Origin of the sequence: Sphingobacterium sp. UBA5639, assembly GCF_002421245.1 — a bacterium.
GTDB lineage: Bacteria > Bacteroidota > Bacteroidia > Sphingobacteriales > Sphingobacteriaceae > Sphingobacterium > Sphingobacterium multivorum.
In genome coordinates this window covers 1-25,146 of the sequence record NZ_DIJR01000034.1, presented here as the reverse complement: position 1 = coordinate 25,146, position 25,146 = coordinate 1, and the positions used below count along the sequence as shown (strand labels likewise).

Here is a 25,146-nt window from a genome sequence, read left to right as displayed (position 1 = left end):
TTAAGGTTTAAGTTTTCTATTTACCAATATTGTTTAATATTACACCAATTTTATTTGCATCCCATCAAATTCAACAACATCTCCTGGTCGCAATTTGAGCCTTTTCCGGTAATCGACCTGCCCATTATACTTTACATACCCTTCCGCTACAACCCATTGAGCCATAGCACCATGCTCCACCCAATTTAAAGCTTTAAGTAACTGTATGAGCTGGATATATTCGCCCTCGATTTTAAATTCTTGCATTTCACAAAAATAGTGGTTTCACTGAGGAATACAACAATTATCATCGTTTTAATGCTTAGTAAATTGCTACATTTGCCTTATTGCAAATAAAGATTATGATTGAGAATTCTGAGCCCAAGACATTATCCTTTGATAATACAGAGATTGCTTTTAAAAGTAAAAGCGATAAGGATTTGGAAAGAGCGTATTGGTTATTCAAAATAATAGCGAATAACTTCTTGACAAAAGTAGGTCCATCCATGACCAACTTTGCACTGAACATCGGATTACCTATCCAGGGTATCATCCGTAAAACAATCTTCAAGCATTTTTGTGGCGGAGAGACCATCGAAGGTTGCGAAAATGCGATTAACGAATTGGGAGAGAATGGTGTAGGAACAATATTGGATTATTCCGTTGAAGGAGAAGAAACTGAAAGTGCATTTGACGCTTGCTGCAACGAGGTATTGCGCACCGTAGTCGCGGCCAGTAAAAACAAATACATTCCATTTTCAGTATTTAAACCAACTGGATTAGGCCGATTTGAACTGTTTGAAAAAGTCAATGCAAAGGAAGCCTTGACAGAAAGTGAACAGGCAGAATACCAACGTATGTTGGATCGTACCGATCGCATCTGTAAAGCTTGTCATGCAGCTGGTGTAAAAGTTTTAGTAGATGCTGAACATTCATGGATCCAAGATGCAATTGACGATATCGCTCGTGAAATGATGGAAAAATACAATATGGAAAAACCAATTGTATATAATACTTATCAATTGTACCGTAGTGATAAGTTGGCATCTTTGAAAGCCGACTTTGAATACGCAAAAGTTAGAGGCTTTCACATGGGTGCTAAGATCGTTCGTGGTGCCTACATGGAGATCGAACGTGCTCGTGCTGCACAAAAAGGTTATTCCGATCCCATCCAGCCAAATAAAGAAGCTTCCGATAGAGATTATAATGAAGCTATTGAATTTATCTTGGACCACCTGGACAACTTTGGGCTAATGGCGGGTACACACAATGAGGACAGTAGCATGTTATTGGCGAAGGAAATTGACAGACGTGGTATCGATAGATCCACCGATCGCATCTTCTTTGCGCAATTATTGGGTATGTCTGACAACCTGAGCTTTAACTTAGCGGCACATGGCTATAATGTTGCTAAATACATGCCTTATGGACCGGTTAAAGCGGTGATGCCATACCTTTTCCGTAGAGCACAGGAAAATACTTCAGTCGCAGGAGCGACAGGTCGGGAGCTCGGGCTTTTGATCAAAGAAAAACAAAGAAGAAAAGCTAGTCGATAACGACTAGCTTTTTTTATAATTGGCGGGCATCAAGTCCATCTACTCAAGGAACTATGCTCAAATGGTCTCCAAGAAACACCCTACTTTTGAAAAGCACAAAAGCACTTTACCTATCACTCGACTCCCCTTCATCCTTTTGAAACAAGCTAATTACAAAATCATTCCATATTCTTGAAACTATTATTTATGTTTGCAAACTTTTCCCTTAAAACAAAGTTCATACTGGAAGGGTGCTCCCCCGGAGCTTAAAAGAATACGATTTGAAATGGAAGAAAAACTTAGATTATTTGATCTTGCACGTCAACAGATGGGCAAATACCCCGATCTTGATATGTTTGCACACAAAGTGGACGGCAAGTGGAATTATATCAAAACAGCAGATTTTCTTGAACAAGTAGACAATCTCTCCAAAGGGCTGATTGAACTTGGCGTGAAACCCAACGAGAAAGTTGGCCTCATTGCCGGCAGCAGTATGGAATGGCATTTGATTGACTTTGCAATCCAGCAAATTGGTGCAGTGGTGGTGGCCATCTATCCAAATATTACGGATACAGACTATCAATATATCTTTAATGACGCCGAAATCAGGGTTTGCATCGTCAGTAACAAAAGCCTGTACGATCGCCTGATGAATCTAACCGACTCAATCTATACATTGAAGTATATTTTTTGTATCGCAGATCAGGAAGGCACACGTAGCTGGAAAGAACTGAATGATATAGGCTCCAATTGCTCCCTAGAAAAACTAGCAGCACTACGTGACCAGGTTAAACCTGAAGATCTCGCTACCCTGATTTACACATCCGGTACAACGGGCAAACCAAAAGGCGTAATGCTGTCACACAATAATATCTTTTCCAATGTATTGGGCGCAGCAGAAATTACCCCTTGTAAAGCTTATGACCGCGGACTGACCTTCCTCCCTCCTTGTCACGCCTACGAGCGTATGGTTTTATATACCTATATGTATCTTGGCTTTACGATCTATATCGCAGAATCTTTTGACAAGATTGGTGATAATCTGAAGGAAGTAAAACCTCATATCATGACCGTTGTCCCACGTATTCTTGAAAAAGTTTATGAGAAAATCATGAAAACAGGTCATGATCTCAGTGGTTTCAAACGCAAAGTATTTGATTGGGCTGTTTCAGTTGCAGAAGAATATGATCCAAATTCTGAGAAAAGAAGTCTATCCTATAATCTCAAACTAAAGCTTGCCAAGAAACTTGTCCTTAACAAATGGTATGAAGCATTAGGTGGCGAATTACTTACCGTTGCCTCTGGATCAGCCTCTCTTCATAGTAAACTAACACGTGCCTTCTTAGCTGCAGGAATTCCATTATATGAGGGTTACGGCATGACCGAAGCCTCCCCACTCATTTCGGTCAATCATTATATCAAAGGAATACGCATAGGTACTGTTGGCCTTCCTGTCCGTTTTGTTGAAATAAAACTTGCTGAAGACGGAGAAATATTAGTAAAAGGCCCTAATGTCATGATGGGATACTATAAGAACAAGGCCGAAACGGATAAAACGATCATTGATGGATGGCTGCATACCGGAGATATAGGAAAGTGGGAAGATGAAAAATTCTTGAAAATCATTGACCGAAAAAAAGAGATGTTCAAAATTTCGGGCGGGAAGTACGTCATACCACAACCTATCGAAACCAAGCTCGTTGAATCTAAATTTATTGAACAGGCAATGGTTATCGGTGACGGGATGAAGTTTGCTTCTGCCTTTATTGTACCAAACTATGCCCATTTGTTGGATTGGGCCAGAACAGATGCTCCTGAACTTGCAACCATGACAAAGGATGATTTTCTGACTGACCCTGCCATTGTAAAAAAAGTCAATCAGGAGGTACGTCGTGCAAACCAACACTTTGGTAACTGGGAGCAGATTAAGAAACCAATTATTTTAACCGATGAATTTACTATTGAAAATGGAGAGTTAACACCAACCTTAAAAATGAAACGGAAGGTCATTCTCGAACATCATCAAGAAGAGTTCAATAACCTCTATCAAATGGAGATGGATTAAGGATCAACTGATCAAAATTTTGACACAGCGCGTTATATTTAAGCGCGTTATATTTATACGAGTAAAATATGAAATTATTAAAGGATAGAATCCATCATGACGGTAAAAGTCTTGCAGGAGGCATACTTAAAGTAGACAACTTCATCAATCACCAGATGGACCCCGTATTGATGAAATCTATTGCGGTGGAATTTGTCCGTCGTTTTGCAGACCTCCCGATCAATAAAATCATTACAATTGAAGCAAGCGGAATAGCCCCAGCGATCATGCTTGGCTACCTTTTGGAATTACCGGTTGTATTTGTGAAAAAAGCAAAACCGACCACCATGGTTGATATGTATGTAAGCCAGGTGCATTCATTTACTAAGAACCGAACCTATGACATCTGTGTCAGCAAAGAGTTTCTTACGCCGAGCGACAATGTTCTTTTTATAGACGATTTTTTGGCCAATGGGAACGCCGCTTTTGGTATGCTCGATCTCGTTAAACAATCGGGGGCTTCAGTTTTGGGCATGGGATTTATTATCGAAAAATCCTTCCAGGAAGGTGGTAAAAGATTAAGAGAATTGTCCGATTTAAGAATTGAATCGTTAGCGCGGATAAAGTCGCTTGAAGTGAATAAAGTCAGTTTCGAAGAAGACTAGCAAAAAGAAAAGCCTCATCTCCCTAAAGATTGAGGCTTTTATATTCAAACAACAAGATAAATTCTTTCTAATCCCAACGGTAGTCGTTGTAAAAATCTTCAGGATGTCTGCTAATTGCAACATCTTTTACAATCCGAATATTGGCTGCTCCCAAGTTGACATTCAACATAAACGAAGGCACGTTTGATGAAAAATTCCAACGGCCATTGCGCATATACACGTAACCTCCTCTGTAAGGGTCATAGAATGTTTTGTAATCTCTAAAGTATACATGGTGTCTACTATCGTAACGATGTGCACTTGCCCAGGCCGGTGCTCCATGACGGTACCCTTTTCGGTATGACTTAGCTACTTCTTTATGATACTTACGGTCTTCTTTTTCGCGTTTTTCTAAATATTTTCGATATTCCTTATCCCTTTTCTCTTCATATTTTCTACGCTCTTTGTCCTGTTTCCACTCACGTTCATGTCCCCGATACTGAGCGGACGATTGTTGTGGAGCCATTAAGACAAGTCCTCCTATTGCCAACGCGAAGTATATCATCTTTCTCATAACAGTATAATTTAAATTTAAAAATTAATTTCACTCCGCCTGTGTTTCATTCTTTTTTACAAGCGTTTCTATGGGTATGACACCAATGTTTGAACAAAGGTTTAATCGGTCAATATGAATTTAATTTGTTCCGCAATATATAGAATCCATTATTCCAATTTAACGTATCTTTGTACCATGTCAAATACGGGATATATCACTGAAGATACCATTGTTGCATTAGCGACATCTTCCGGAACAAATGGAGCTATCGCTGTCATACGCGTTTCAGGTCAGAATGCCATAAAAATTACAAACGAAATATTTAAAGGAAAGAACCTGCTTCAACAAGCATCGCATACTATCCATTTTGGAACCATAAGGGATGGCGAAGAGATTATAGATGAAGTACTTGTTTCTTTATTTGTAGCCCCGAACTCCTACACGAGAGAAAATTCGGTGGAAATATCAACGCACAACTCCAAATATATTATCGAGCGCGTTGTAAATTTACTGATCAAAAAAGGAGCACGTGCTGCTCGTCCAGGAGAATTTACCCTACGTGCATTTCTCAATGGCGGCATGGATTTATCGCAAGCAGAAGCAGTTGCCGATTTAATTGCATCCAATTCTGCAGCTTCGCATCAAGTGGCGATGCAACAAATGCGGGGCGGTTTCTCCAATCAGCTTAAATCCCTTCGTGAAGATCTCATTCACTTTGCATCACTAATTGAATTAGAGCTTGATTTTTCGGAAGAAGATGTGGAATTTGCGAACAGGGATCAGCTAAAAAATCTAATCAACAAAATACAGGTCATTGTTCAAAAATTAATACAATCTTTTGAACAAGGTAACGTCCTTAAAAATGGTGTTCCTGTTGTCATTGCCGGGAAACCGAATGTTGGAAAATCAACCCTATTGAATGCTTTCTTAAATGAAGAACGTGCCATTGTTTCCGATATTGCAGGGACTACACGTGATACGATTGAAGATGAAATTAATATTCATGGCGTCACATTCCGATTTATTGACACTGCAGGTATACGTGAGACGGCAGATGTTATTGAAGCAAAAGGAGTTGAGCGTACCCGTGAAAAGATGAAACAGGCACGATTGATCATTTATCTTTTCGATCCTACACAGGACAAAGTTGAAGAAGTACAAGCTCAATTACCAGAAATCGAGCGACTACAAATTCCATTTGTCACCATTATCAATAAATCAGATTTGCTTTCTGAGGCGCAAAAAGACGTTTACAATGTCCTTAATCCGCTCTACATTTCAGCAAAAGAGCAAATTGGCGTCGAGGAATTGAAAGACGAATTGATCAATCGTGTACAATTAGGAAATTTGAATACAGATGATGTTATGGTCACCAACATCCGTCACGTGGAAGCGCTACAAAAAACAGCAGATTCACTGGAACGCGTAATATATGGTATTAACAATCCGGTCACTTCTGATTTCCTAGCAATGGATATCCGCCAAGCGCTATATCATCTTGGTGAAATCACGGGAAGTGTTTCGACAGACGATTTATTGGATAATATCTTCTCGAAATTCTGCATTGGCAAGTAAATCATAGCCTTAATGATCGCGTTATACAACAAAGAGCAAGGTCCGACCATGGTCGGACCTTGCTCTTATTAGTGAAAAAAAACATACAAATCCAGAGCAGAGCAGAGCCAAGAACTAATTGGCTTCAAGTTGAATATCACCCGAAATTAGTCCTTCGCTTTTTGCCCTTACCTGTATTTTGCCTTTGTTTTTGCTCGTGACAATCGCCAAGGCTTTACCATGAAAAGCATTGCGGGAAGCAGATTGGAAGCTCGTCAGATCCGTCGTATTGCCATTGTCTGTCGCCAAAATTTTTGCACCATCTCCCTCCACTTCAAATTCGATTTTATCGTCTGCATAAGGAACGATCGTGCCAAACTCGTCCACGATATAAGCATGTACAAAGGAAAGTTCTTTCTTTGCCGAATTGAAAGTCACATTTTCTGCAAACAATTGTATACGATGCGCTTTCGCTGCGGTACGGATCGTTTTACTTAGCAGTTTCTTGCCACCTTGAAACGATATTACTTCAATCTCCCCTGGTTTGAATTCAACAGCTTTAAATACAAGGTCGTACCGATCTGGGTCTTTGGACTGCTCCCTTATCCTTTTACCGTTCAGATAAAGCTCCACCCGGTCAGCCTGATTAAAATATACCACGATATCTACCCGATCACCTTGCTTCCAATTCCAATGAGGTAATACATGTAAGACCGGCTTTTCTGTCCAGACGCTTTGATACAGATAGTAGACATCTTTCGGAAATCCAGCTAGATCCACAATACCAAAGTACGAACTTCGTGCCGGCCAGGTGTAGGGTGTTGGTTCGCCGAGATAATCAAATCCTGTCCATACATACATGCCCGCAATATGGTCGTACTTTTCCATCAACCTCAAGCTTGTCTGATGATTTGATCCCCAAGGTGTAAATACATTGTCGTAAGCCGATATGTTCCTGTCTTTGTTCCCGCCAGAAAAGGGAATATCCCATCGTTCTGGCCACATGCGACTAGAATCATATGGCACCAAATCATACGTTCCGCGGCTTTCCAATGCCGAAGTACTTTCCGTTACGATAAACTTCTTTTCAGGATGATCTTGTGGGAAGCTTGCCCATTTCTTATGGTTATAGTTATAGCCAATCAAATCTACCGCCGAACTCATCAGCACCGGATTGGCTTTGGAGAGTTCATTATTGGCAATGGTGGTCGGACGTGTGCCATCCAGACTATCGACGATTGCTGCCAGCGCAATCGGAATCGCTGCACCATCAGCTTTGGAATGCCATTGCTCCTGCGCTTCATTGCCCAAGCACCATATAAACAACGACGGATGATTCCGGTCCCTTTTGATATGGTCAACAAAGTCCCGCTTGTACCATTCGTCCCAATATAAATGATAGTCATAGGGATTTTTGCGCCCTTTCCAGACATCGAAGGTTTCACTCATCACAACAAAACCCAAGCTATCGCAGAGATCCAAAAACGCTGGCGCCGCAGGATTGTGTGATGTCCGTATTCCATTCACCCCCATTTCTTTCATGATGCGAAGCTGACGTAATGCTGCAGATCGGTTGAATGCCATGCCCAAAGCGCCGAGATCACTATGTAAACAGACCCCACGGATTTTAAGCGGCCTCCCATTGAGCATAAAGCCCTGTTGCTGATCGAAGCTAAAATTACGTAAGCCAAATTTCGTAAGCTGTTCATCTACAACCTGACCATCAACAATAAGTTTAATCTTTGCTGTATATTGATAGGGATTTTCGATACCCCATAAGATGGGATTTATGAGGACTATCTGCTGATCGAGGGGATGCAGACCTGCCTTGAGGGCGTTCAACGTAGTACGTTTACTCGCTAGAACAGCACCTTGAGCCGAAAGAACCTCTGTCAGTAGCGTAATCTTTTTTGATTCCTCAGGGTTATGCTCAATTTCCAGGGAGAGATCCACGACAGCACGTTTCTCACTGAGCTGCCCCAGCTCTTATGAAGGTACTGTTCGTTCCTATGCTGACTGGATTCCGGCTGATTAATTTGACATCCCGATAGATCCCCGACCCCGAATAGAAACGCGAATTGGGCTGATTCTTATTGTTTACTTTTACTGAAAGCAGGTTTTCCCTACCATCCCAGTATAAATAAGGGGAAAGCTCATATTCAAATCCGATATAACCATTGGGTCTTTTTCCTAAGAAATGCCCATTGATCCAGACCTCACTGTTTTCGTATACACCTTCGAATGCAATAAATATCCGTTGCCCTTGCTCAGCCCGAGCCAGTTTAAACGTTTTTTGATACCATCCTACGCCACCATCAAGGTAAGCAGCCCCGCTACCTGCGGGACTGCTTTCTCTAAATGGCATTTCGATACTCCAGTCATGTGGTAGATCGAGCTTTCGCCAGCCCTCTCCTTTTCGTCCATTGCTATATTGCTGGCTGCTGTCCCGTTTAAACCACCAGCCCCCATTAAAATCAATAACCTTTCTGGACTGTCCACTTAAAGAACCCGCCGTCGCAAATAACAGGATCAGTATACCTATTATCCGGCTATACCTAGTATCAACTAATTGCTTCAGCATACATTTATGGGGTCTTATTGTTATTCTTGGCATCTTCGGCCAAACTCTCCTTGTAGGTCTTGCTGATAAAATTAAAGGTCAGCATGGCCGCTCCGTCATTCGAAAGCACGGGATCTCGCAATACGGCTAATTGCATGGTATTCTCGGTCAGCGACATAATACGGACATCGCCCCAGTCGACGACGATTCCATCTTGTGGCTTTCCATGTAAAGGCGACGCCCCAGTCATACGGATGGTTTTCTTTTCGGTATCAATGTTAAAAGTCCCCTTCTGGACTTTACCTAGCATGGCATGATTCACTTTGATGTTTGCACCGCCTTTCAGGTCAAAAGTCATACTTCCATAATCGCCTGCAGGCATAAGCCAGCTATTGCCTTTCCAATCGGGTTCCCAGCTCCAGCTATCGCTGTTTAAAGGCGCGGCTGTTTTATTGATGCTTCCCCACCAGTCACCGGTGCCGTAAAAATACATTGGACCTTTAAAGTAGCGAGAAATGCCCTCAGCATCCAGATCGAGGTACCAGGTTTTCTCTTCTCCCGCCCCACCTGTCAATAAGGTCCAAGTCTCGTCACTGATAAACTCGGCATACATCTGATCGATATTGAATGTCACAGGCTCGCCGTAGACGATGCCACCACGCGTCTCGACACCAAATTTGACAGTGTACTCACCAGGAAAAGGCATTCTTAGGGTTACCTTTTTCTCTTGACTCCGCCCCTGTGGATGCTCCCACAATGGGGTGTATTTTGAATCCATCAAGCTGGTTAAATACACAATATTGGGATTATTGGCATCATGTTCAACAGTAAAGGCCTTTCCCTTGTCCAACTGTGCCGATGTGACATCGATGTCTCCCAATATATAATTCTCAGGAGAACAGGCTCCAAAGAGTACCATCGCCGCAAAAAAGCAGATGGCATAGGTGAATATCTTTTTCATGTTTGTCTATTTATAATTCAACTAATAGTGAGTCCTCGTATACTTGTGTTTAGTTCCATCCAGCATTTTGTTTCAGTACACCATTGGATAAGGTAATCTGCTTATTGGGTATTTGCATAAATCCTTTCGTTGTCAAAAAACGCTCTTTAGTCACGATGACCTTCTCGGGTACAGATCCACTTAGCACATCCTCTGTTGTTTCTAGTGTTGCGGCGGCATTATTCAGCCCCTGCCGCAATACATCCCAATAGCGGATACCTTCAAAAGCAAATTCAAATTTTCTTTCTTTCAGAATATTGTTTTTTGAAACTGCTAGCGACACAAAATTGGTCTTATAAGCTCTTTTTCTTACCTCATCAAAGTATTTCTGCGCGTTTGCGGAACCGAGTTCTGCCGCCATAAGCAAGACATCAGCATAGCGGATGACAAAGTAATCCTGGTCTTGGGACAGTTGCATATCCTTATCCCCACCTGTATTGGTGGTCCCATCCGGCAATGCCGTGGGGGCGTATTTTTTTATGGTGTAACCTGTATACTCACGCTGGTCTTTGAGGTCAAATCCAGTGATGTTCTCGCCATCGATATCAATAATTGAGGCGGTTTTGCGCGTATCCGTGTTGTCAAACTCATTGAAAAACTTTTTGCTTACCGTACATGCCCCCCATCCTTGGCCATAGGGCGACCAATTTTTTCCGCGCAAGCCCAGAAAGACGACCCAGCGGTTGCCATCAACATAACCGTTGTAGTTCGATGTATTGTTGAATTTCTGTGCAAATACAACCTCTGCATTTCCCTTGCCGGCATATTTGGAGATATCTAGTGTATTATTGCTTGCATTGGGGATATAACTCGCTGCTGGCCACAGATTTTTGAAATCAGCCACCAACGCAAACTGGCCGCTACCGATAACCTCTTCCAGTCCCGCCAGGGCTTCGGCTTTGGAGACACCGATATCCTCGCCACCATAATAACCTGAATAAAATAGATAAACACGGGCTAATAGCGCTTTTGCTGCAAATGGAGTAGCCCGGCCATCATTGGTTGCCGCAGCTGACTTGGGGTAAGCTGTGGCTGGGATATTGGCAGCCGCAAATTTAAGGTCCGAAACAATCAGTTGATAAATCGCTTTGGGATCCGACTGTGGAATATTCTCATTGGTCGGGCTCGTTAGCAAAGGTATGTTTTCGAATAGACGGACGAGATCAAAGTACATGGTCGCCCGTAGGAACTTCGTTTCCCCTTCAATACGTGCCCGCGCTGTTGTGTTGCCTGAAAAATCAGTGCCATCCAATTTTCCCAAGAGTGTATTGCAGCGAAAAATTCCCGCATAGTAATCAGACCAGGTACCATCAAAGATATTATTGTCCGATTGGGACTGCGCAATATCAAAACGGTCTATTGCCTGAAATGATCGACCGTCTGTTGTACCTGTTCCGCCAAAACAATTGTCGGCGGACACCTCTGCTGTCAGATAGAAAGATTGGCTCCCATTGGAGGTCGTCCGTTGATAACCATCATAACAGCCGACCAAAGCCATGTCAGCATCGGCTATGGTTTTATAAAAATTGCTTTCCAAAACGCTTGTCATCGGTTCGACATCCAAAAAACTGGATGAACATGATCCTAAGATTAAGGACCCAAATAACATGGAATGATAGATATAGCTCGTTTTTTTCATGATTTCTTGTGTTTAGAATTTAACATTTAGGCCAAATAATACAGTCCTTGGTCTTGGATAGTAACCAAGGTCGATACCCGACACCCAACCATCGGTTCCATAACCGATCTCGGGATCCATCCCATCATATTTGGTGAACGTGAACAGGTTTTGTCCTTGAACGTAGAAGCGGATCTGATTAGCATACTTCCATTTGATCAGCTTCGACAGATCATAACCTAAGGTCACATTGCTGATCCGAAGAAAGTCTCCATCCTGAATATAAAGGTCTGAAAACTGCCAATTGACATTCGTTTCCGTAACACGGGGAATTGTACTGGAAGTCCCCTCTCCGGTCCATCGGTCTAATATTCGCGTGGTATAGTTTGCTTGTTTATTGGCATGATTGCGGTAAGATTGTACAATTTTGTTTCCCAGGGAACCGTAGGCATTCACCGAGAAATCAAATCCTTTATAATCCAGTCCAATATTAAATCCATAAGTAAAATTAGGCATGCCCACACCCAGATTTGTCTTATCCGAGGCATTAATAATACCATCACTATTCTGGTCTACATATTTCACATCGCCCGGTTTCACATCCGCTTGAAGGATACCTTTCCCGGCTGTTTTCCAGGCGTCGATCTCGGCTTGGTTCTGGAATAGGCCGTCTGTCTTATACCCCCAGAAGTAGCCAATGGGTAGACCATTTGCAGCACGATAAAATTCTTCCGAATTATCGTATAACATGGCTGTCTGTCCATGGATAATGCCATCTTCAGTCGGAATCTGTCCCACCTTATTTTTGTTATAGGCACCATTTACCCCAAGACGATACTTGACTTCATTGATCTTATCCGCCCAATTTAGGCCCAATTCCACCCCTGTATTCTTCACGTCACCGCCATTGATAAAAGGGGGCAACGTTCCGGTTGTCGCCAAAACAGGCGCTGTAACCAGCCAGTTCTTGGTCTTTTTGACATAAAAATCGGCAACAACATCCAGGCGGCTGTTCGCAAATTTGGCGTCAAATCCAATATTGGTCTGTTCGGAAGTTTCCCAGGTCAGATTCGGATTGGATAAGCGGCTCGGATAAGCACCGACGATATTATTATTGCTCGTTCCAAAGACATAATGTGCTCCGGGGTTGGAGGATGTAATGCCTGTTGAGGTACTGATGGGTGCCGCATATTGAAAATCAGCGATATCCTGGTTACCCACTTGCCCCCATGAAGCACGAAGTTTAAAGAAGTTTACAGCCGCTAAATGTTCTTTAAAAAACTCTTCGGAAGAAATGACCCAACCTGCCGATACCGAAGGAAAATATCCCCAGCGATTGCTGCGCGAAAATTTAGAGGATCCATCTGCACGCAATGTAGCATTCAACAGGTACTTTTCCTTATAATTATAGCCCAGCCGTCCAAAGTACGAGACCCTACGGGTGATGTTCTCTGGCTTTCCAGACACCGTACGCGTTTCGACGACGTTCCCTTTTTCATCCAGGTGCGCCTGGCCTGTGGTATTGTCCAAATAAGCATGTGCAAAATCATTGAACTGCGAAAGCAGATTCCAGTTGGATCCTGAAAGGTAAGTTCCCTGGTAACGTAGCGATTCCATACCGACCATAGCCGAAAAACGATGATCCGTATGGATATCAAAGTCATAGGAAGCCGTATTTGTCCAAGTCAGCGTATGACCTTTGCTCATGTTCTGCGAGGTTGTTGTATGATCTTGATTGTAGGTGTAGATAGAGAATCGATACATGGGCGTAAAACTTCTATATTCTGAAGCATAATAGTTGAATCCCAGCAATGACCGGATCTTCAAGCCTTTGATCGGTTCGATTTCCGCAAAGATATCGGCCAATAATTTTTGACCATCATTGGCATTGTTCGAATTGGTCATCATCACCCCATATGGATTGCTGTCACCATTGTACCATGGTGAATTGGAGGTATCATTATAAGGACTTCCGTACAAGCCATTGTCCGAATACACCGGTGACAAGGGCGAAGTAGCAAAAGCACCGCGCAGCGTATTGCTGTACTGATTGCCGACACTGATGCCTCGATTTTTGATGTAGTTAAAGTTGAGGTGCTGACCTATTTTCACAAAGTTATCGAAGAGTTTATGTTCCGAGTTCGTACGGAAACCATAACGCTGATAGTTGGAAACGTCTTTACCACCTACAATCCCCTCCTGACCAATATAATTCATCGATAAGGCGTAGGTGGATTTTTCATTGCCCCCGGTCAGAGCAACATTGTAATTGTCCATTTTTGCATTATCCTTAAACATGTAATCCATCCAATTGGTATTGGCCAGACCATCCATGCTGTTAAAATCAATCACCGCGGCTCCCGAATTCAGTGATTGCTCATTCATGATCAGCTTGTACTGATCTGCATCCAGCAATTTTGCTTTACGCGAAACGTTCTGAATACCCGTATAGCCATCAAACGACAACACATTTTTTCCGGCAGCCCCCATTTTAGTGGTAACCAGGATAACCCCATTTGCAGCCTGCGAACCATAGATGGCTGCCGAGGCGGCGTCTTTCAGTACATCGATAGATTGAATATCGGCCGCATTCAAGACCGAAATATCCCCCCCTGGGACGCCGTCGATGACGTATAAAGGGCCTGAATTGCCAATTGTTCCCAGCCCCCGTACGACCACCTTCATATCTGCTCCCGGCTGACCGGAAGTTGATGTAATGGATACACCCGGTGCTTGGCCCTGAAGCGACTGCAGCGGGTTCAATTGATTGCGTTTCTGCAGTTCTTCACCCTCCGCCTTCAAATTGGCTCCCGTATTCAATTTTTTCTTTTGTACACCGTAGCCGATAACCACCACCTCTTCGAGATCGGAAGCTTGCGGCTGTAGGCGGATCACCATATTGGGACCAGTAATTTTAACTTCCTCCGTTTTGTACCCTACGTAAGTAATGGTCAATATAGTCCCTGTGCTGGCCCCAAGAGAAAACTTGCCCGACTCATCGCTACTCGTTGAAATCTTCTGATTCTTTACGCTGATACTCGCTCCCCCGATCGGCAATCCTGAATCAGCCGAAACAACTGATCCCGTGAAGGATTGTGCCCAGACCAAAGAGGTCACACTGGTCATGACCACGACGGCCATGCCCCTGCTCAACAATTGTTTGCTTATCATATGTCTTGATTTATAAATTGGTTTTTTATTATTTTAATTTGATCTGCAAAGCTTTACCTGAATAGGTTACCTCTATTGGTTTTGCTGGTGATACATCCAGTCCAACGGCGTTGCTGTCGCTGACAAAAATGATATTGAACTTTCTTTTGGTCAGCATGCCGTCGAAATCCCCCTGACGGCTGGCCAAAGACAGTGTTTGTGCAGAATTGTCATAGCTGAAATCAATGCGGCTATATTTCCCTTTTTCATAATTATAATTGCTGCCTTCGTCTTCATAAAGTGAAAACTGACCGTCTGCTCCGGCATAGATATAAAGATCCAATACTTCCGGCTTTTTCTCGGCTGTATATTGCATGACCGGTCCAATGGGCAATATTGCTCCGGCTCTGACATAAACAGGGATACGTTCGTATGGTGCTGCAATAAGCAGATCCTGCCCGCCTGCTACCATCTTGCCATTGTATAGATCATACCAGCTGGCTCCTTTTGGAAAGTGTATCTTACGTGAGGTAGGCCCTTTTTCAGTAACTGGACTGATAAGCAAGGATGGTCCCCAAAGGTATTGGTCGTTGCTGTCGAATCCATCTTTGTCCTGCGGGAAATCCATCGCAAGTCCACGTATCATCGAATAGTCTTCAAAAAAAGTCTTCGCGGCAAGACTATAATTATAGGCCAGTAATTTATACCGTAGATTAATCGCATAGATAATGCTTTTATAGGCCGGATGATCCACAGGAGCGATATTATACGGCTCGCGGTAGGGATATTGTCCATGCGCCCTGAACAAAGGCAAAAATGCCCCGTATTGGTACCAGCGGCTATTCAGCTCGCGCCACTCCTCCAAGTCCGCCGCATCAGGTTTGTGAAACCTGTTTTCAACCAAAAAGCCACCTGCATCCATTGTCCAATAAGGTGTACCGGACATCGAGAAATTGATGCCCCCGGCAATTTGATCTTTCATGTCATGCCATCTCGAAGCAATATCGCCGCTCCAGGCAGCCGCCGCATAGCGCTGCTGCCCTGCAAAAAAGGATCGCGTCAGAATAAACACCCGTTTGTTAGGATCTGTTTCACGCTGGCCCTCGTAGATACCCTTGGCATTTTGCAAAGGGAACACATTATAGTAGCGAACAGATGATCCTATAGCTGGCTGAAAGACCGATTTACGCTCGTCCAGATCAATATTGGAGTGAATATCTGGCTCACTCGCATCCATCCACCAGGCATCGATCCCAATTTTGAAAAGATTGTTGTCCAACAATTTCCAGAACCCATCGCGTGCCGCTTTGTTGAAAGGATCATAAAATGTCGAGGTATAGCCCTTTCCGATCCAATCTTTACGGCCGTCATAAATATTTCGCGGATAGATCCATTTGTTTGCTTTAAATTCTTGGTATACCGATGACTCTTCATTGATTTTGGGCCAGGCCGAAATCATGATCTTAAAGTGCTGATCATGCAGCTTCTTCACCATCGCCTGAGGATCTGGAAAACGCTTTACATCAAATTTCTGGCTCCCCCAGTCATTTTCAGTCCAGTAAGACCAATCCTGCACAATATTGTCGATCGGAATCTTGCGCTTACGGAATTCAGCTGCGACCGCTTCAATTTCCGCTTGCGTCTTGTAGCGTTCCCTGCTCTGCCAAAATCCGAAGCTCCAAAGCGGCATAATCGGTGCCTTGCCGGACAAGTGGCGATAACCTGCAATGACCTCATCCATTGATGTGCCCTGAACAAAGTAATAATCAATGGCATCTCCAGCTTCCGAATTAAAGGAAAATACGTTTTTGCGCGCTTCTGGGATAGGACTCTGCCAGTTTAAGGTAAAATAAGATTCCCCCCCATCTGGTATCCATTCCATGCGGATCTGGTGGATCTTATCTTTCTGCAGGTCCCTTTCAATCTCAAAGGTACCTGCATTCCAGGATTGCCGCCAGCGGTCGGCGACCTGCTCCCCGTCAATCCAGACTTTCATATAACCTGAATATTTAAAATGCAGCACATGTTTGCCTGTGTAGGGCGAAGAGAAACTTCCGGCATAGATGACCTTACTTTCGGCCAGATTTACGCCCTTTGGAAACTTATGCTGATCTGTTAGGTAGCCATAGTCGATAATCGATTCCGGTCGGGATAGATACACTTCTTCGTCCCTGTTCCGATTTACATAGGTTGCCGTGAGCCAACCCGGCTCTCCTTCTTTTGACTGCAACTTAAAAGAATTTAAGGGCAATAAGGGCCTTACGTCGCCCGCTTTTGTAATGGAGTAATTGTGCCATAAAATACCATAGTTATTGGTTGACAGTAAAAAGGGTATTCCGATTTCTGTATTATATTGCAGCAGTGAAACCTGTTTTCCGCGGTTATAGTTCATCACTGCATTCTGATGTTGGCCGAGTCCATAGATCCCTTCTTCCGTATTGACAATAAAGTCCTGGTTTATGTGATAAAATGCATCACCTTGATAACTATTGGCTAAAAAAGAACTTGAATTCCGCTTTGCTTCTTTCAAGATGGATTGCCCCTTAAGGTCAAAAAATTCCACTTGACCATTCATCAAGGAAACTACGGCCTGCATATTGGCCGTTTGGACATTTACTGTTGAGTCCGTCGAACTTACTGCGAGTGATTTTACTTGCCGGCGCAGTGAATCGACGATTACTAAGCTTGTTTGTCCTGGTAAGGCTGCACCAGCCGGAACAGCTGTGACACGCACGATCTTGTCGGTCACGACATCCAAATAAATATCCTGATCAATGGAGGTCTCCGAATTTTTGAAGCTGACCTTAATACCGGAAGGCATTTTTTCATAATGAGCTTTATTGGTTTGGCTAAATCCCTGCTGCACGATTGCGAAGAGCATCAAACCACTTAAAGCGTACGTTAAGTTGCGCATTTAAATAAGATTTATTGGTTATTATATTCCCTTGGTTATTACGCGTCCTTTCCTATTGAAAGAACAGATCAAATATAGAATGCAACCGGTTGTATAAGGAGTATATTTTGTTAACTTTTAGGGGTTATTTTGTTAACTTACGCGGGGATACTGGCGGAAAACACTATCAACAATTCTCTTATTTACAAGCTTTTTCGATAAAAAGACGGCAGGTTACCAAATGCAGATTTAAAATATTTGCTGAATTGTTTCGGATTTCCGAATCCTACTTCATAAGCAATTTCAGCCATCGATAATTTCGAGTTCTGAACCAGATGCATGGCACGTTTGAGCCGAATATGTCGGATGTATTCCATCGGTGAATAGCCTGTGATGGCAAGCACCTTTTTATAAAGCCCTACGCGCGTGATGTTCATTCTTTTGGCAAGCAGTTCGACAGAAAGCGAAGAGTCACTGAGATCCTGTTCAATTTCCATTACCAGCGCACGGATAAATTGTTCATCAGCAGATGCGATATCGGGCTGCGTCAGATTAACATTAATCTGTTTTTTATACCGTTTTACCATTGTCTGTTGTTGATGGAGTATCTGCGCTAATTTTGAACGCAGCAGGTTAATATTAAAAGGCTTGTTGATATAATCTGTAGCACCCGACTCCAAGGCTTCCAGTTCAATTTTCTGATTGACTACGGCCGTTACAATCAGCACAGGGATATGGACCAGCTTGGCCTGGGCCTTTATAAACCGGCAAAATTCCAGTCCGCTCTCTCCAGGGAGGCTGAGATCGGTGATGATCAGATTGACCTGTTGCTTGCTTAGGATCAATTTTGCATCATTGATGCTTTGCACAGCGTGGATTAGGTAGGCTGAACTCAGGCTCCGCTCCAGGTAATGGAGGAAGTCGATATCATCTTCGACCAATAAAATAGCGGGTTTATCCTGCTTATTGCTTTCGACAGGATCGACACTCGCTTCGGCCTTATGTATGGGTAGCTGAACTTTAAAAATCGTCCAGTGCACATTGCTGCTTAGCGCGATAGTTCCGCCCAAGAATTCGACATAGTCTTTAACAATAGAAAGCCCGATTCCCGTACCCTGATTCAGTTTTCCATTGGGCACATCCAGTTGCATGTAACGTTCAAATACGCGGGCTTGTAGGTTTTCGGGAATCGCTGTACCCTGATTTTGAACTTCAATACGCAGCATCTTTCCTGTTTCGTGTTCAGTGACTTCGGCATTGAATGCCACAATGCCGGATACCGGGCTAAACTTGATCGCATTTGACATCAGATTGAAAATAATGCTTTCCAATTTGTTTTTGTCAAACCAGGACAGATAGGTGTCTGGAGCGATATTGACCTGCAGCGAGATCTGATTGCTTTGCGCTATCCCCGCAAAGGCATCAAGCATTTCGCGGATAAATCCCATGAGGTCCCCATACGCTTCGTTCAGCTCAAGCTCACTTTTCTCCAATTTTCTAAAGTCCAGCAGCTGATTGACCAATTTAAGTAGACGGTCTGCATTCTTCTTGATTAAGTTTAGGTCGGCTTTTTTTTCTGGATGCTGCTCTTCATCCAGCAGCTGCTGCGCTGGAGTTAGAATCAAACTGATCGGAGTTCTGAATTCATGACTTATATTGGTAAAGAAACGTGTTTTCAACGCATCCAGTTCCTTTGCCTGTGCAGCCTGTTCCTGGGCGAGGTAGAGTTGATTGCGCGTCTTGACACGTAGTTTTGTCAAATAAAAATAAGCCCATAGGACGATCAGTACCAGGCTGGCATAGAAAAGAAAGGCCCAAGCCGAACGCCAAAAAGGTGGCTGTATATCGATTGTTAGGAGCAGCACGCCCTCAGACCAGCTATTCGAATCGATGGCGTGCCGAATATACAAATTGTAGCTTCGGGTGTCTAGATTGGTGAAATTGGCGCGCATGGTTGCCGGTTCAAAATCAAACCATTCATCACTTAGACCAGCAAGCTGATATTGGTAGAGTCCATTATGCTGTTGCAGGTAGTCAAAGGTAGAGAACTCCAGCGAAATGGCATTGAGGTTGTAAGGAAGACTCAGTTCTTTAAGATTATTCAGGGCTTGATCGTAAATGACCCGGCCCGAAAATTCCTCACCTACGGCTATCCGCTTGTTAAATAAATAAAGATTGGACAAAAGCGGTAAGACCAGTTCACTTTCGCTGCTAATTTTCTTAGGGTCGATAAAATTGAATCCCTTTGGCCCACCAAAGACAAGTCTTCCGTCCCGCATTTTTAAAGCGGCGTTTTCATTGAATACATTCCCCTGAAGGCCTGATTCCCTTGTAAAATTGCGGATGATGAACTTCTCGGCCTGCCCTTTGCCGACAATCGCCGACAGTCCTTTGTTTGTTGAAGCCCAGATTCCCCCCTGATTATCGACCAAGAGCGCCAGGATCGCATCGTCGCTGAGTCCATCCTGCTGTGTGAGATAGCTTACTTTTGTACCGTCGATTACATGCAAGCCCTCTTGTGTTGCTACCCAAATACGACCAGTTTTGTCCTCTTTAATATCATAAATCAGATCATTCATAAGTTTCATGGGCGAACTGGATGTATTCATATAGCTAATCTTGTCGTCGGGAGCCAACAATGCCAAACCTGTCGCTGTGCCGATCCAGAGCCGTTTTTTTGAATCTTCAAACAAGACAGAGATATAATTGCTGTTAATGGTTTGTCCCTGCCGAGTATACGCTCTCGAAAACTGTTCTGTCTTTTTATCAAACAGGTACAAGCCAGCACTTAAGGTTCCTATCCAAAATCGATGTTTACTATCCTCGTAGATCTCCCATACACTATCGTCGTTCAACTTTCCAGGTGCCGAATCACGGTGGAAAACCTTAAAACTTTTGCCGTCGAATCGACACATACCACCTCGATAAGTTCCGATCCACAGCTTATCTTCCGTATCCAGCAATAAGGAAACAATCACGTTGCTGCTCAAACTGTTGGGATCCTGAGGATCATGCAGGTATTGCGTGAATGTTTTCTGACTGATATTATAATAGAGCAATCCCCCACCGTTTGTCCCGATCCATAGATTACCCTTTCGATCCTGTACAAACTTATTGACATCGTCAAAGGGAAGCGATTTAGGAAGCCCTGGATAGTTCCTGATTAAAGAGAATAACAACAGCTTGGGATGATAATAACTGATGCCACCTTTATAGGTTCCCGCCCATATGATACCTGACTTATCCCGATATAAAGCCGTTATGCTATTGTAAGGTAGGCTCCGTAAATCATATTTATCGTTAGCGAGGATCTGTACACTTTTTGTTTTTTTATCATAAACATTGATCCCACCATGATCAGTTCCTAGCCAAAGATGCCCTTGATCATCTTGCACGATATTACCTACAAAAGGATTGGATAGTTCTTTTTGGAGATGTTGAATTGATCCATCTTTCGGGTCAAGCCAGTATACACCGATTGGAATATCCTTTGAGAAGATCCATATCGCCCCATCCTGATCGGCAAATAGATTATAATTTACCAGCTTATTGCTGATCGGCAATAAGCTAGTTTTGGTACTTCGCAGTGATTTCGTATCAATGTGACCCAGCAGGCCATTTTCGTAGATTACCCAGATCGTCTGCCCTTGCCCAGCTATCACATCGGCTATTCGGTTGTTTTTGGTCAACTGCGGTACAGTACGATAGGTTTTCTTTAGGCTATCGTACAAGATCAGCGAACGATCACTATACAATAGTGCAAAGGTCTGCCCTTCCAGCTGTCTTATCGTATGTACGTCTTTGACGGGCAACTTTAAGCGGGTCAGTATGGAATCAAGCTGCTGGACGATAATGCCTGAATGCTGATCATACACATTCATCCGGTTGCTGGTACGGATCCATACATTGCCTTCTGGTCCCTCAAAGATTGCGGAAATCGAATTTCCACTCAGCCCGGTACGTTTATTAGCGGAATAGCGAAAATTTGTGAATTGCGCTCCATCAAATCGGCTAAGGCCAGATTCGGTACCAAACCAGAGGTAATTGTACTTATCCCTGAGTGCGCAATTGACATGATTATGGACCAGGCCCTGGTCAGAAGTTAAGGTTTTAAACGCATACGTATTGACCTGGCTCCAAACTGAAGATTGCCCTAAGAAAAGGAGAAGAAAGAGTTGGAGATAAGCGAATAAAAAAGACTTAAGCTGCTGCATTGGTTATCATCTCCCCAATGATACAAAAATTGAGTAAATACAGCAAATCAAGTTGCTATTAATATAAGCTTTAGCATGAGCCCCATATTTTTTATCCTATAAACTAGGTTACCACATTGAGATCAAGTTCGTGAGTTAAACCTAAATAACACCATTTTTATAGGGATATAGCAGGGGGTTAACAAGGGTTTACCCCTGTTATACCCCTGTTAACCCCCTCCTACTGGTTGAACTCGTATAAATTAATTGATACGTTTAACCACTCTAAACAATCGTTAAAATCCAAGAAAGAAATTGACTTATAAGGAAGCGATGGAAAACGTAAAAAAAGCGAAACAACGCTACATAGAACGTGCAATATTAGTCATAAAAGACAAAAGCTAATGCTATAGGCCTGATTCATTTCGATAAATGATCCCTTTACTGAAATTGTTTAGGCCTATCTTTTTCTGCTGCTCTTGCGGCAATCTCATCAATGCGTTTTTTGCGGGTATCTGGTCTTTTGGCAAGAACAATCCATTGCAACATCATTTTTTTGACGGATTTACTCAGCCCAAGAAAATAATCTTTTGAACCAGCATAATGTCGAAATGCTTCATCCAGATCCTCGGGAATAATTAATTCTTCCACACTGTCCAAAATTGACCAAGAGCCATTTTCTTGTGCTATTTTTATAACCGCGTACCCCGCTGGAGCCATCAGATTCGCATCGATTAGTTTTTTAACTTTTTCTTTGTTAATTCTAGACCACGTGCTCTTTGGTTTTCTTCGACTAAATAATTGCATAAATGAATAGGCATCAATCGGCCTCCTCGTGCTATCAATCCAGCCAAAACACAAAGCTTCATCCACCAGCTCTGTCCAACTGACGACTGGTAGATTTGATTTTTTGGTATTACAGATCACCCAAATTGATTGTGCTATTTGATGATTGTTTTCGAGCCAAAGCCGCCACTCTTCCTTTGTGTTCAGGTAAATAGTGACTCTTTCTTCTGCATGGTGTTTTATCATTGTTTTTGTCGATTGGAATGGATCGAATTTATCTATTGTGAAAATACGACTTTTTCAAATGCTAATCATCACTGTTGTACAAAAGGATATGGATAAGCCCAGCACATTTGTTAATCCAAATTGTTCACCAATATTTCCCTTCTTAAATTCTAAGAATGTACCTTTTTGGAACTAGGATAAGTATGACGAGTAGAACAATCTGTATGCAGACTGCGAAAAACACACCGACTTTTCCTCACTTGCCAGATGATCACTTTTCGTAGGCGCCAAATCGATAGCGTCAAATAGGGTAAAAAAAAAACATTTATTTTTTTGCATTTCGTTTCAGATAACAAGCCCTTAAAGAAATTATGATCAATGCAGCAGTTAACCCCGAAACCAGAAAAGACGAAAACTGGAAAATCACTTCACCAAACGCTTTACTGTCGCCAAAGCACTGTACGGAGTTTCCCCATGCATCCGTACCCATAGCCCCCTCATAAATACATTTCCGACAAGCCCAATATTCGGGAAGTATAATTGGTTCTTCGCCAATTTTGATGCACTTATCCAGTTTGTGAAAGGCAGACCTTTCTTCTGAGCAATTCAAAACTCCCCTTACCATACATTTCACGTTTTTTATTCTTTAACCGGTTCACATTTCCTTCCACCAGTCCGTTGGTCCAATCATAAGTTATCGCATTTTTTACTGCCTGAATATCCTTTTCTAATCCATTACAAAAAGTATCTATTCTTTTGCGGCCAATTAATCGGCCATCTTTAATCCAAGTGTCCAATTGATCAGGGCATCCTCCTTTTAGAAGAGCGCTAAACTCTATGTAAAGCTTGCGTAAGCTGGATAGAAGTGAAACTTCACGAACTAGTTTATCAACGGTTTGCCTTTCCTGTGAGCATTCTCCCGTATCTTTCGCAACTCCAAATTCCGAATTTGTCACATAAATTGATAGCATTTTGGGTAAAGGTAAAGGAATGAAATTAGTCACGATATCAGGATTATTGATTTTTAAGGGTTTAGTATATGTTCGATTCCCTTTATGTTTATAATCTGGAAAATTTAAGCTAAACCATCTAGTGAACGATCGTTCACAACATTTTAGCCCTATATCTTTTAAGGATCTAAACATGGCGGTAGGATTGATTTTCAAACTGCACATGTGTTTGATTTCGTTTATATATCTATTATAATTTACAGATGTACTCCTCTCTGGTGAAGGTATTCCGTGTTCTAAATATTTTTCAACGGTGCGCCAGTTAGTTTGTGTTTTTCGAGCTATTTCAGAAATGCTGCATCCATTTTCCTTCATTTTAATCATCTGAACAAGTTTTTCTTCTTTCTCCAACATACCAGACGGGATATTCTGCTTAATATTTTCTTTAGTATAGTTCTCGGAATCCAAATTCGTTTCAATATCAGGAGGGTTTTTTGATTCTGTCTTGGCATGAATAGCTTTAGAAACCGTCTTTAAATAGCTGTATTCTTGCCGAATTTCGTCTTGAATAGCATCACTTAAATTTTTTACTAAATGGAACCTGTCGGCAATCTGCTTTGCGTCCGGAATAGCTTTGGCGATGGCACTGGCATAGGCTGTGGCTCGATCCCGAGTTACATACTCTATTTCTTTATGACGGGATAGCCATTTGACAACATCACTGGAATCCCTACTGTCCAGAATATCTATGGGGCGTCCCGTATATGCGTCAACGATTATTGTTCCATAGTTCATTCCCTTTCTCTTTGCCCAATCATCAATACCGATGCAATACAATTGTTTATTTGTGGTCATAGGCATGGATTTGACCATCCTAAGACAAGTATTGTTGCTGACAGGGATATTCAATATTCTAGAAAAGTAAGCGCCTTTATTAGCCGAAATCTCAATGAAAAACTTCTTTAAATATTCGGAAGCTCTATTTGTACGTCTAGAATAAGGTTCAGTTAAATTATTGCACCTTTCTGAAAATATCTGCTTTTCACAGTCAAGATTTTTGCAGGCAAAGCGGCGTACCTCAAGCATTATAATAACTGAACTCGCCGCCAAGGGTAGATCTACGAGTTTTCTTACATAGGAAGAGCGCACAATGGCACTGTATTTCATACATCGTGGACACTTAGAACGAGCTCCTGTTCTTTTTGCAAATAGACGTATTGTTGTACCATGTACATCTGAACTGTATATCTTAGTTTCTCTGTCACCATAAAATAGACCTGTAGTTTTTAAGTTAAAAGTATCGCTTGAATTCACTGAAAAATATCTGATTATCAATACTTTAAGTTACGAAAAAAGCATTACTTAAACAAGTTTTTAAGTCGTTATGTTGCTGATAATCAAACAATTAATTGACTCTTATAGGAAGGGGTATTAGATGCATCAAAATTGGCGAAGAACC

General features: G+C 42.5%; 15 protein-coding genes. 4 read left to right on the top strand and 11 right to left on the bottom strand.

The features are described 5' to 3' along the window. Nucleotides 1-39: 39 nt before the first annotated feature. A complete protein-coding gene (locus B4Z90_RS21445; RefSeq protein ID WP_070568728.1) occupies nt 40-246 on the bottom strand; it encodes an RNA-binding S4 domain-containing protein in 207 nt (68 codons plus the stop codon). A 95-nt stretch (nt 247-341) separates the two neighbouring features. Between B4Z90_RS21445 and B4Z90_RS21440 the strand changes: the two genes are divergently transcribed. From B4Z90_RS21440 to xpt, 3 genes are all read left to right on the top strand, one after another. Beyond that, nucleotides 342-1,535, top strand: a complete 1,194-nt coding sequence (locus B4Z90_RS21440) for a proline dehydrogenase family protein (protein ID WP_286803247.1) — start codon at nt 342-344, stop codon at nt 1,533-1,535. A gap of 265 nt (nt 1,536-1,800) precedes the next feature. Beyond that, nucleotides 1,801-3,579 (top strand): AMP-dependent synthetase/ligase, encoded by a 1,779-nt coding sequence (locus B4Z90_RS21435; protein ID WP_286803245.1) that lies wholly within the window; start codon nt 1,801-1,803, stop codon nt 3,577-3,579. Nucleotides 3,580-3,647: 68 nt separating this feature from the next. After that, complete coding sequence (gene xpt / locus B4Z90_RS21430; RefSeq protein WP_070568735.1) at nt 3,648-4,223, top strand: xanthine phosphoribosyltransferase; 576 nt, start codon at nt 3,648-3,650, stop codon at nt 4,221-4,223. A gap of 67 nt (nt 4,224-4,290) precedes the next feature. Here xpt and B4Z90_RS21425 read toward each other — a convergent pair whose 3' ends face one another. Then, entirely contained in the window at nt 4,291-4,776 is a 486-nt protein-coding gene (locus B4Z90_RS21425; RefSeq protein WP_070568738.1) for a hypothetical protein, read from the bottom strand. A gap of 177 nt (nt 4,777-4,953) precedes the next feature. Between B4Z90_RS21425 and mnmE the strand changes: the two genes are divergently transcribed. Then, a complete protein-coding gene (gene mnmE, locus B4Z90_RS21420) occupies nt 4,954-6,333 on the top strand; it encodes a tRNA uridine-5-carboxymethylaminomethyl(34) synthesis GTPase MnmE (RefSeq protein WP_070568741.1) in 1,380 nt (459 codons plus the stop codon). Between the two features lie 114 nt (nt 6,334-6,447). On the opposite strand, the gene B4Z90_RS21415 is transcribed toward mnmE, so the two are convergent. The 9 genes from B4Z90_RS21415 to B4Z90_RS21375 all read right to left on the bottom strand — a co-directional run bounded on the left by B4Z90_RS21415 (nt 6,448) and on the right by B4Z90_RS21375 (nt 25,001). Continuing rightward, nucleotides 6,448-8,265 (bottom strand): glycoside hydrolase family 2 TIM barrel-domain containing protein, encoded by a 1,818-nt coding sequence (locus tag B4Z90_RS21415; protein ID WP_286803243.1) that lies wholly within the window; start codon nt 8,263-8,265, stop codon nt 6,448-6,450. A gap of 13 nt (nt 8,266-8,278) precedes the next feature. Further along, nucleotides 8,279-8,893, bottom strand: coding sequence for a sugar-binding domain-containing protein (locus B4Z90_RS21410; protein ID WP_286803242.1), 615 nt, complete (start codon nt 8,891-8,893; stop codon nt 8,279-8,281). Nucleotides 8,894-8,897: 4 nt separating this feature from the next. Further along, complete coding sequence (locus B4Z90_RS21405; protein WP_070568744.1) at nt 8,898-9,833, bottom strand: hypothetical protein; 936 nt, start codon at nt 9,831-9,833, stop codon at nt 8,898-8,900. A gap of 49 nt (nt 9,834-9,882) precedes the next feature. After that, complete coding sequence (locus tag B4Z90_RS21400) at nt 9,883-11,511, bottom strand: RagB/SusD family nutrient uptake outer membrane protein (protein ID WP_070568747.1); 1,629 nt, start codon at nt 11,509-11,511, stop codon at nt 9,883-9,885. Between the two features lie 12 nt (nt 11,512-11,523). Then, a complete protein-coding gene (locus tag B4Z90_RS21395; RefSeq protein WP_201303509.1) occupies nt 11,524-14,661 on the bottom strand; it encodes a SusC/RagA family TonB-linked outer membrane protein in 3,138 nt (1,045 codons plus the stop codon). Between the two features lie 28 nt (nt 14,662-14,689). Next, nucleotides 14,690-17,554, bottom strand: coding sequence for a TIM-barrel domain-containing protein (locus tag B4Z90_RS21390; protein WP_201303508.1), 2,865 nt, complete (start codon nt 17,552-17,554; stop codon nt 14,690-14,692). Between the two features lie 182 nt (nt 17,555-17,736). Beyond that, entirely contained in the window at nt 17,737-21,747 is a 4,011-nt protein-coding gene (locus B4Z90_RS21385) for a hybrid sensor histidine kinase/response regulator transcription factor (RefSeq protein WP_115048092.1), read from the bottom strand. Between the two features lie 420 nt (nt 21,748-22,167). After that, nucleotides 22,168-22,758, bottom strand: a complete 591-nt coding sequence (locus B4Z90_RS21380) for a YdeI/OmpD-associated family protein (RefSeq protein ID WP_046675883.1) — start codon at nt 22,756-22,758, stop codon at nt 22,168-22,170. A gap of 545 nt (nt 22,759-23,303) precedes the next feature. Continuing rightward, nucleotides 23,304-25,001 carry an ISL3 family transposase gene (locus B4Z90_RS21375; RefSeq protein WP_115048090.1) on the bottom strand — a complete coding sequence of 566 codons (1,698 nt, stop codon included), beginning with the start codon at nt 24,999-25,001 and terminating at the stop codon, nt 23,304-23,306. Between the last annotated feature and the right edge of the window lie 145 nt (nt 25,002-25,146).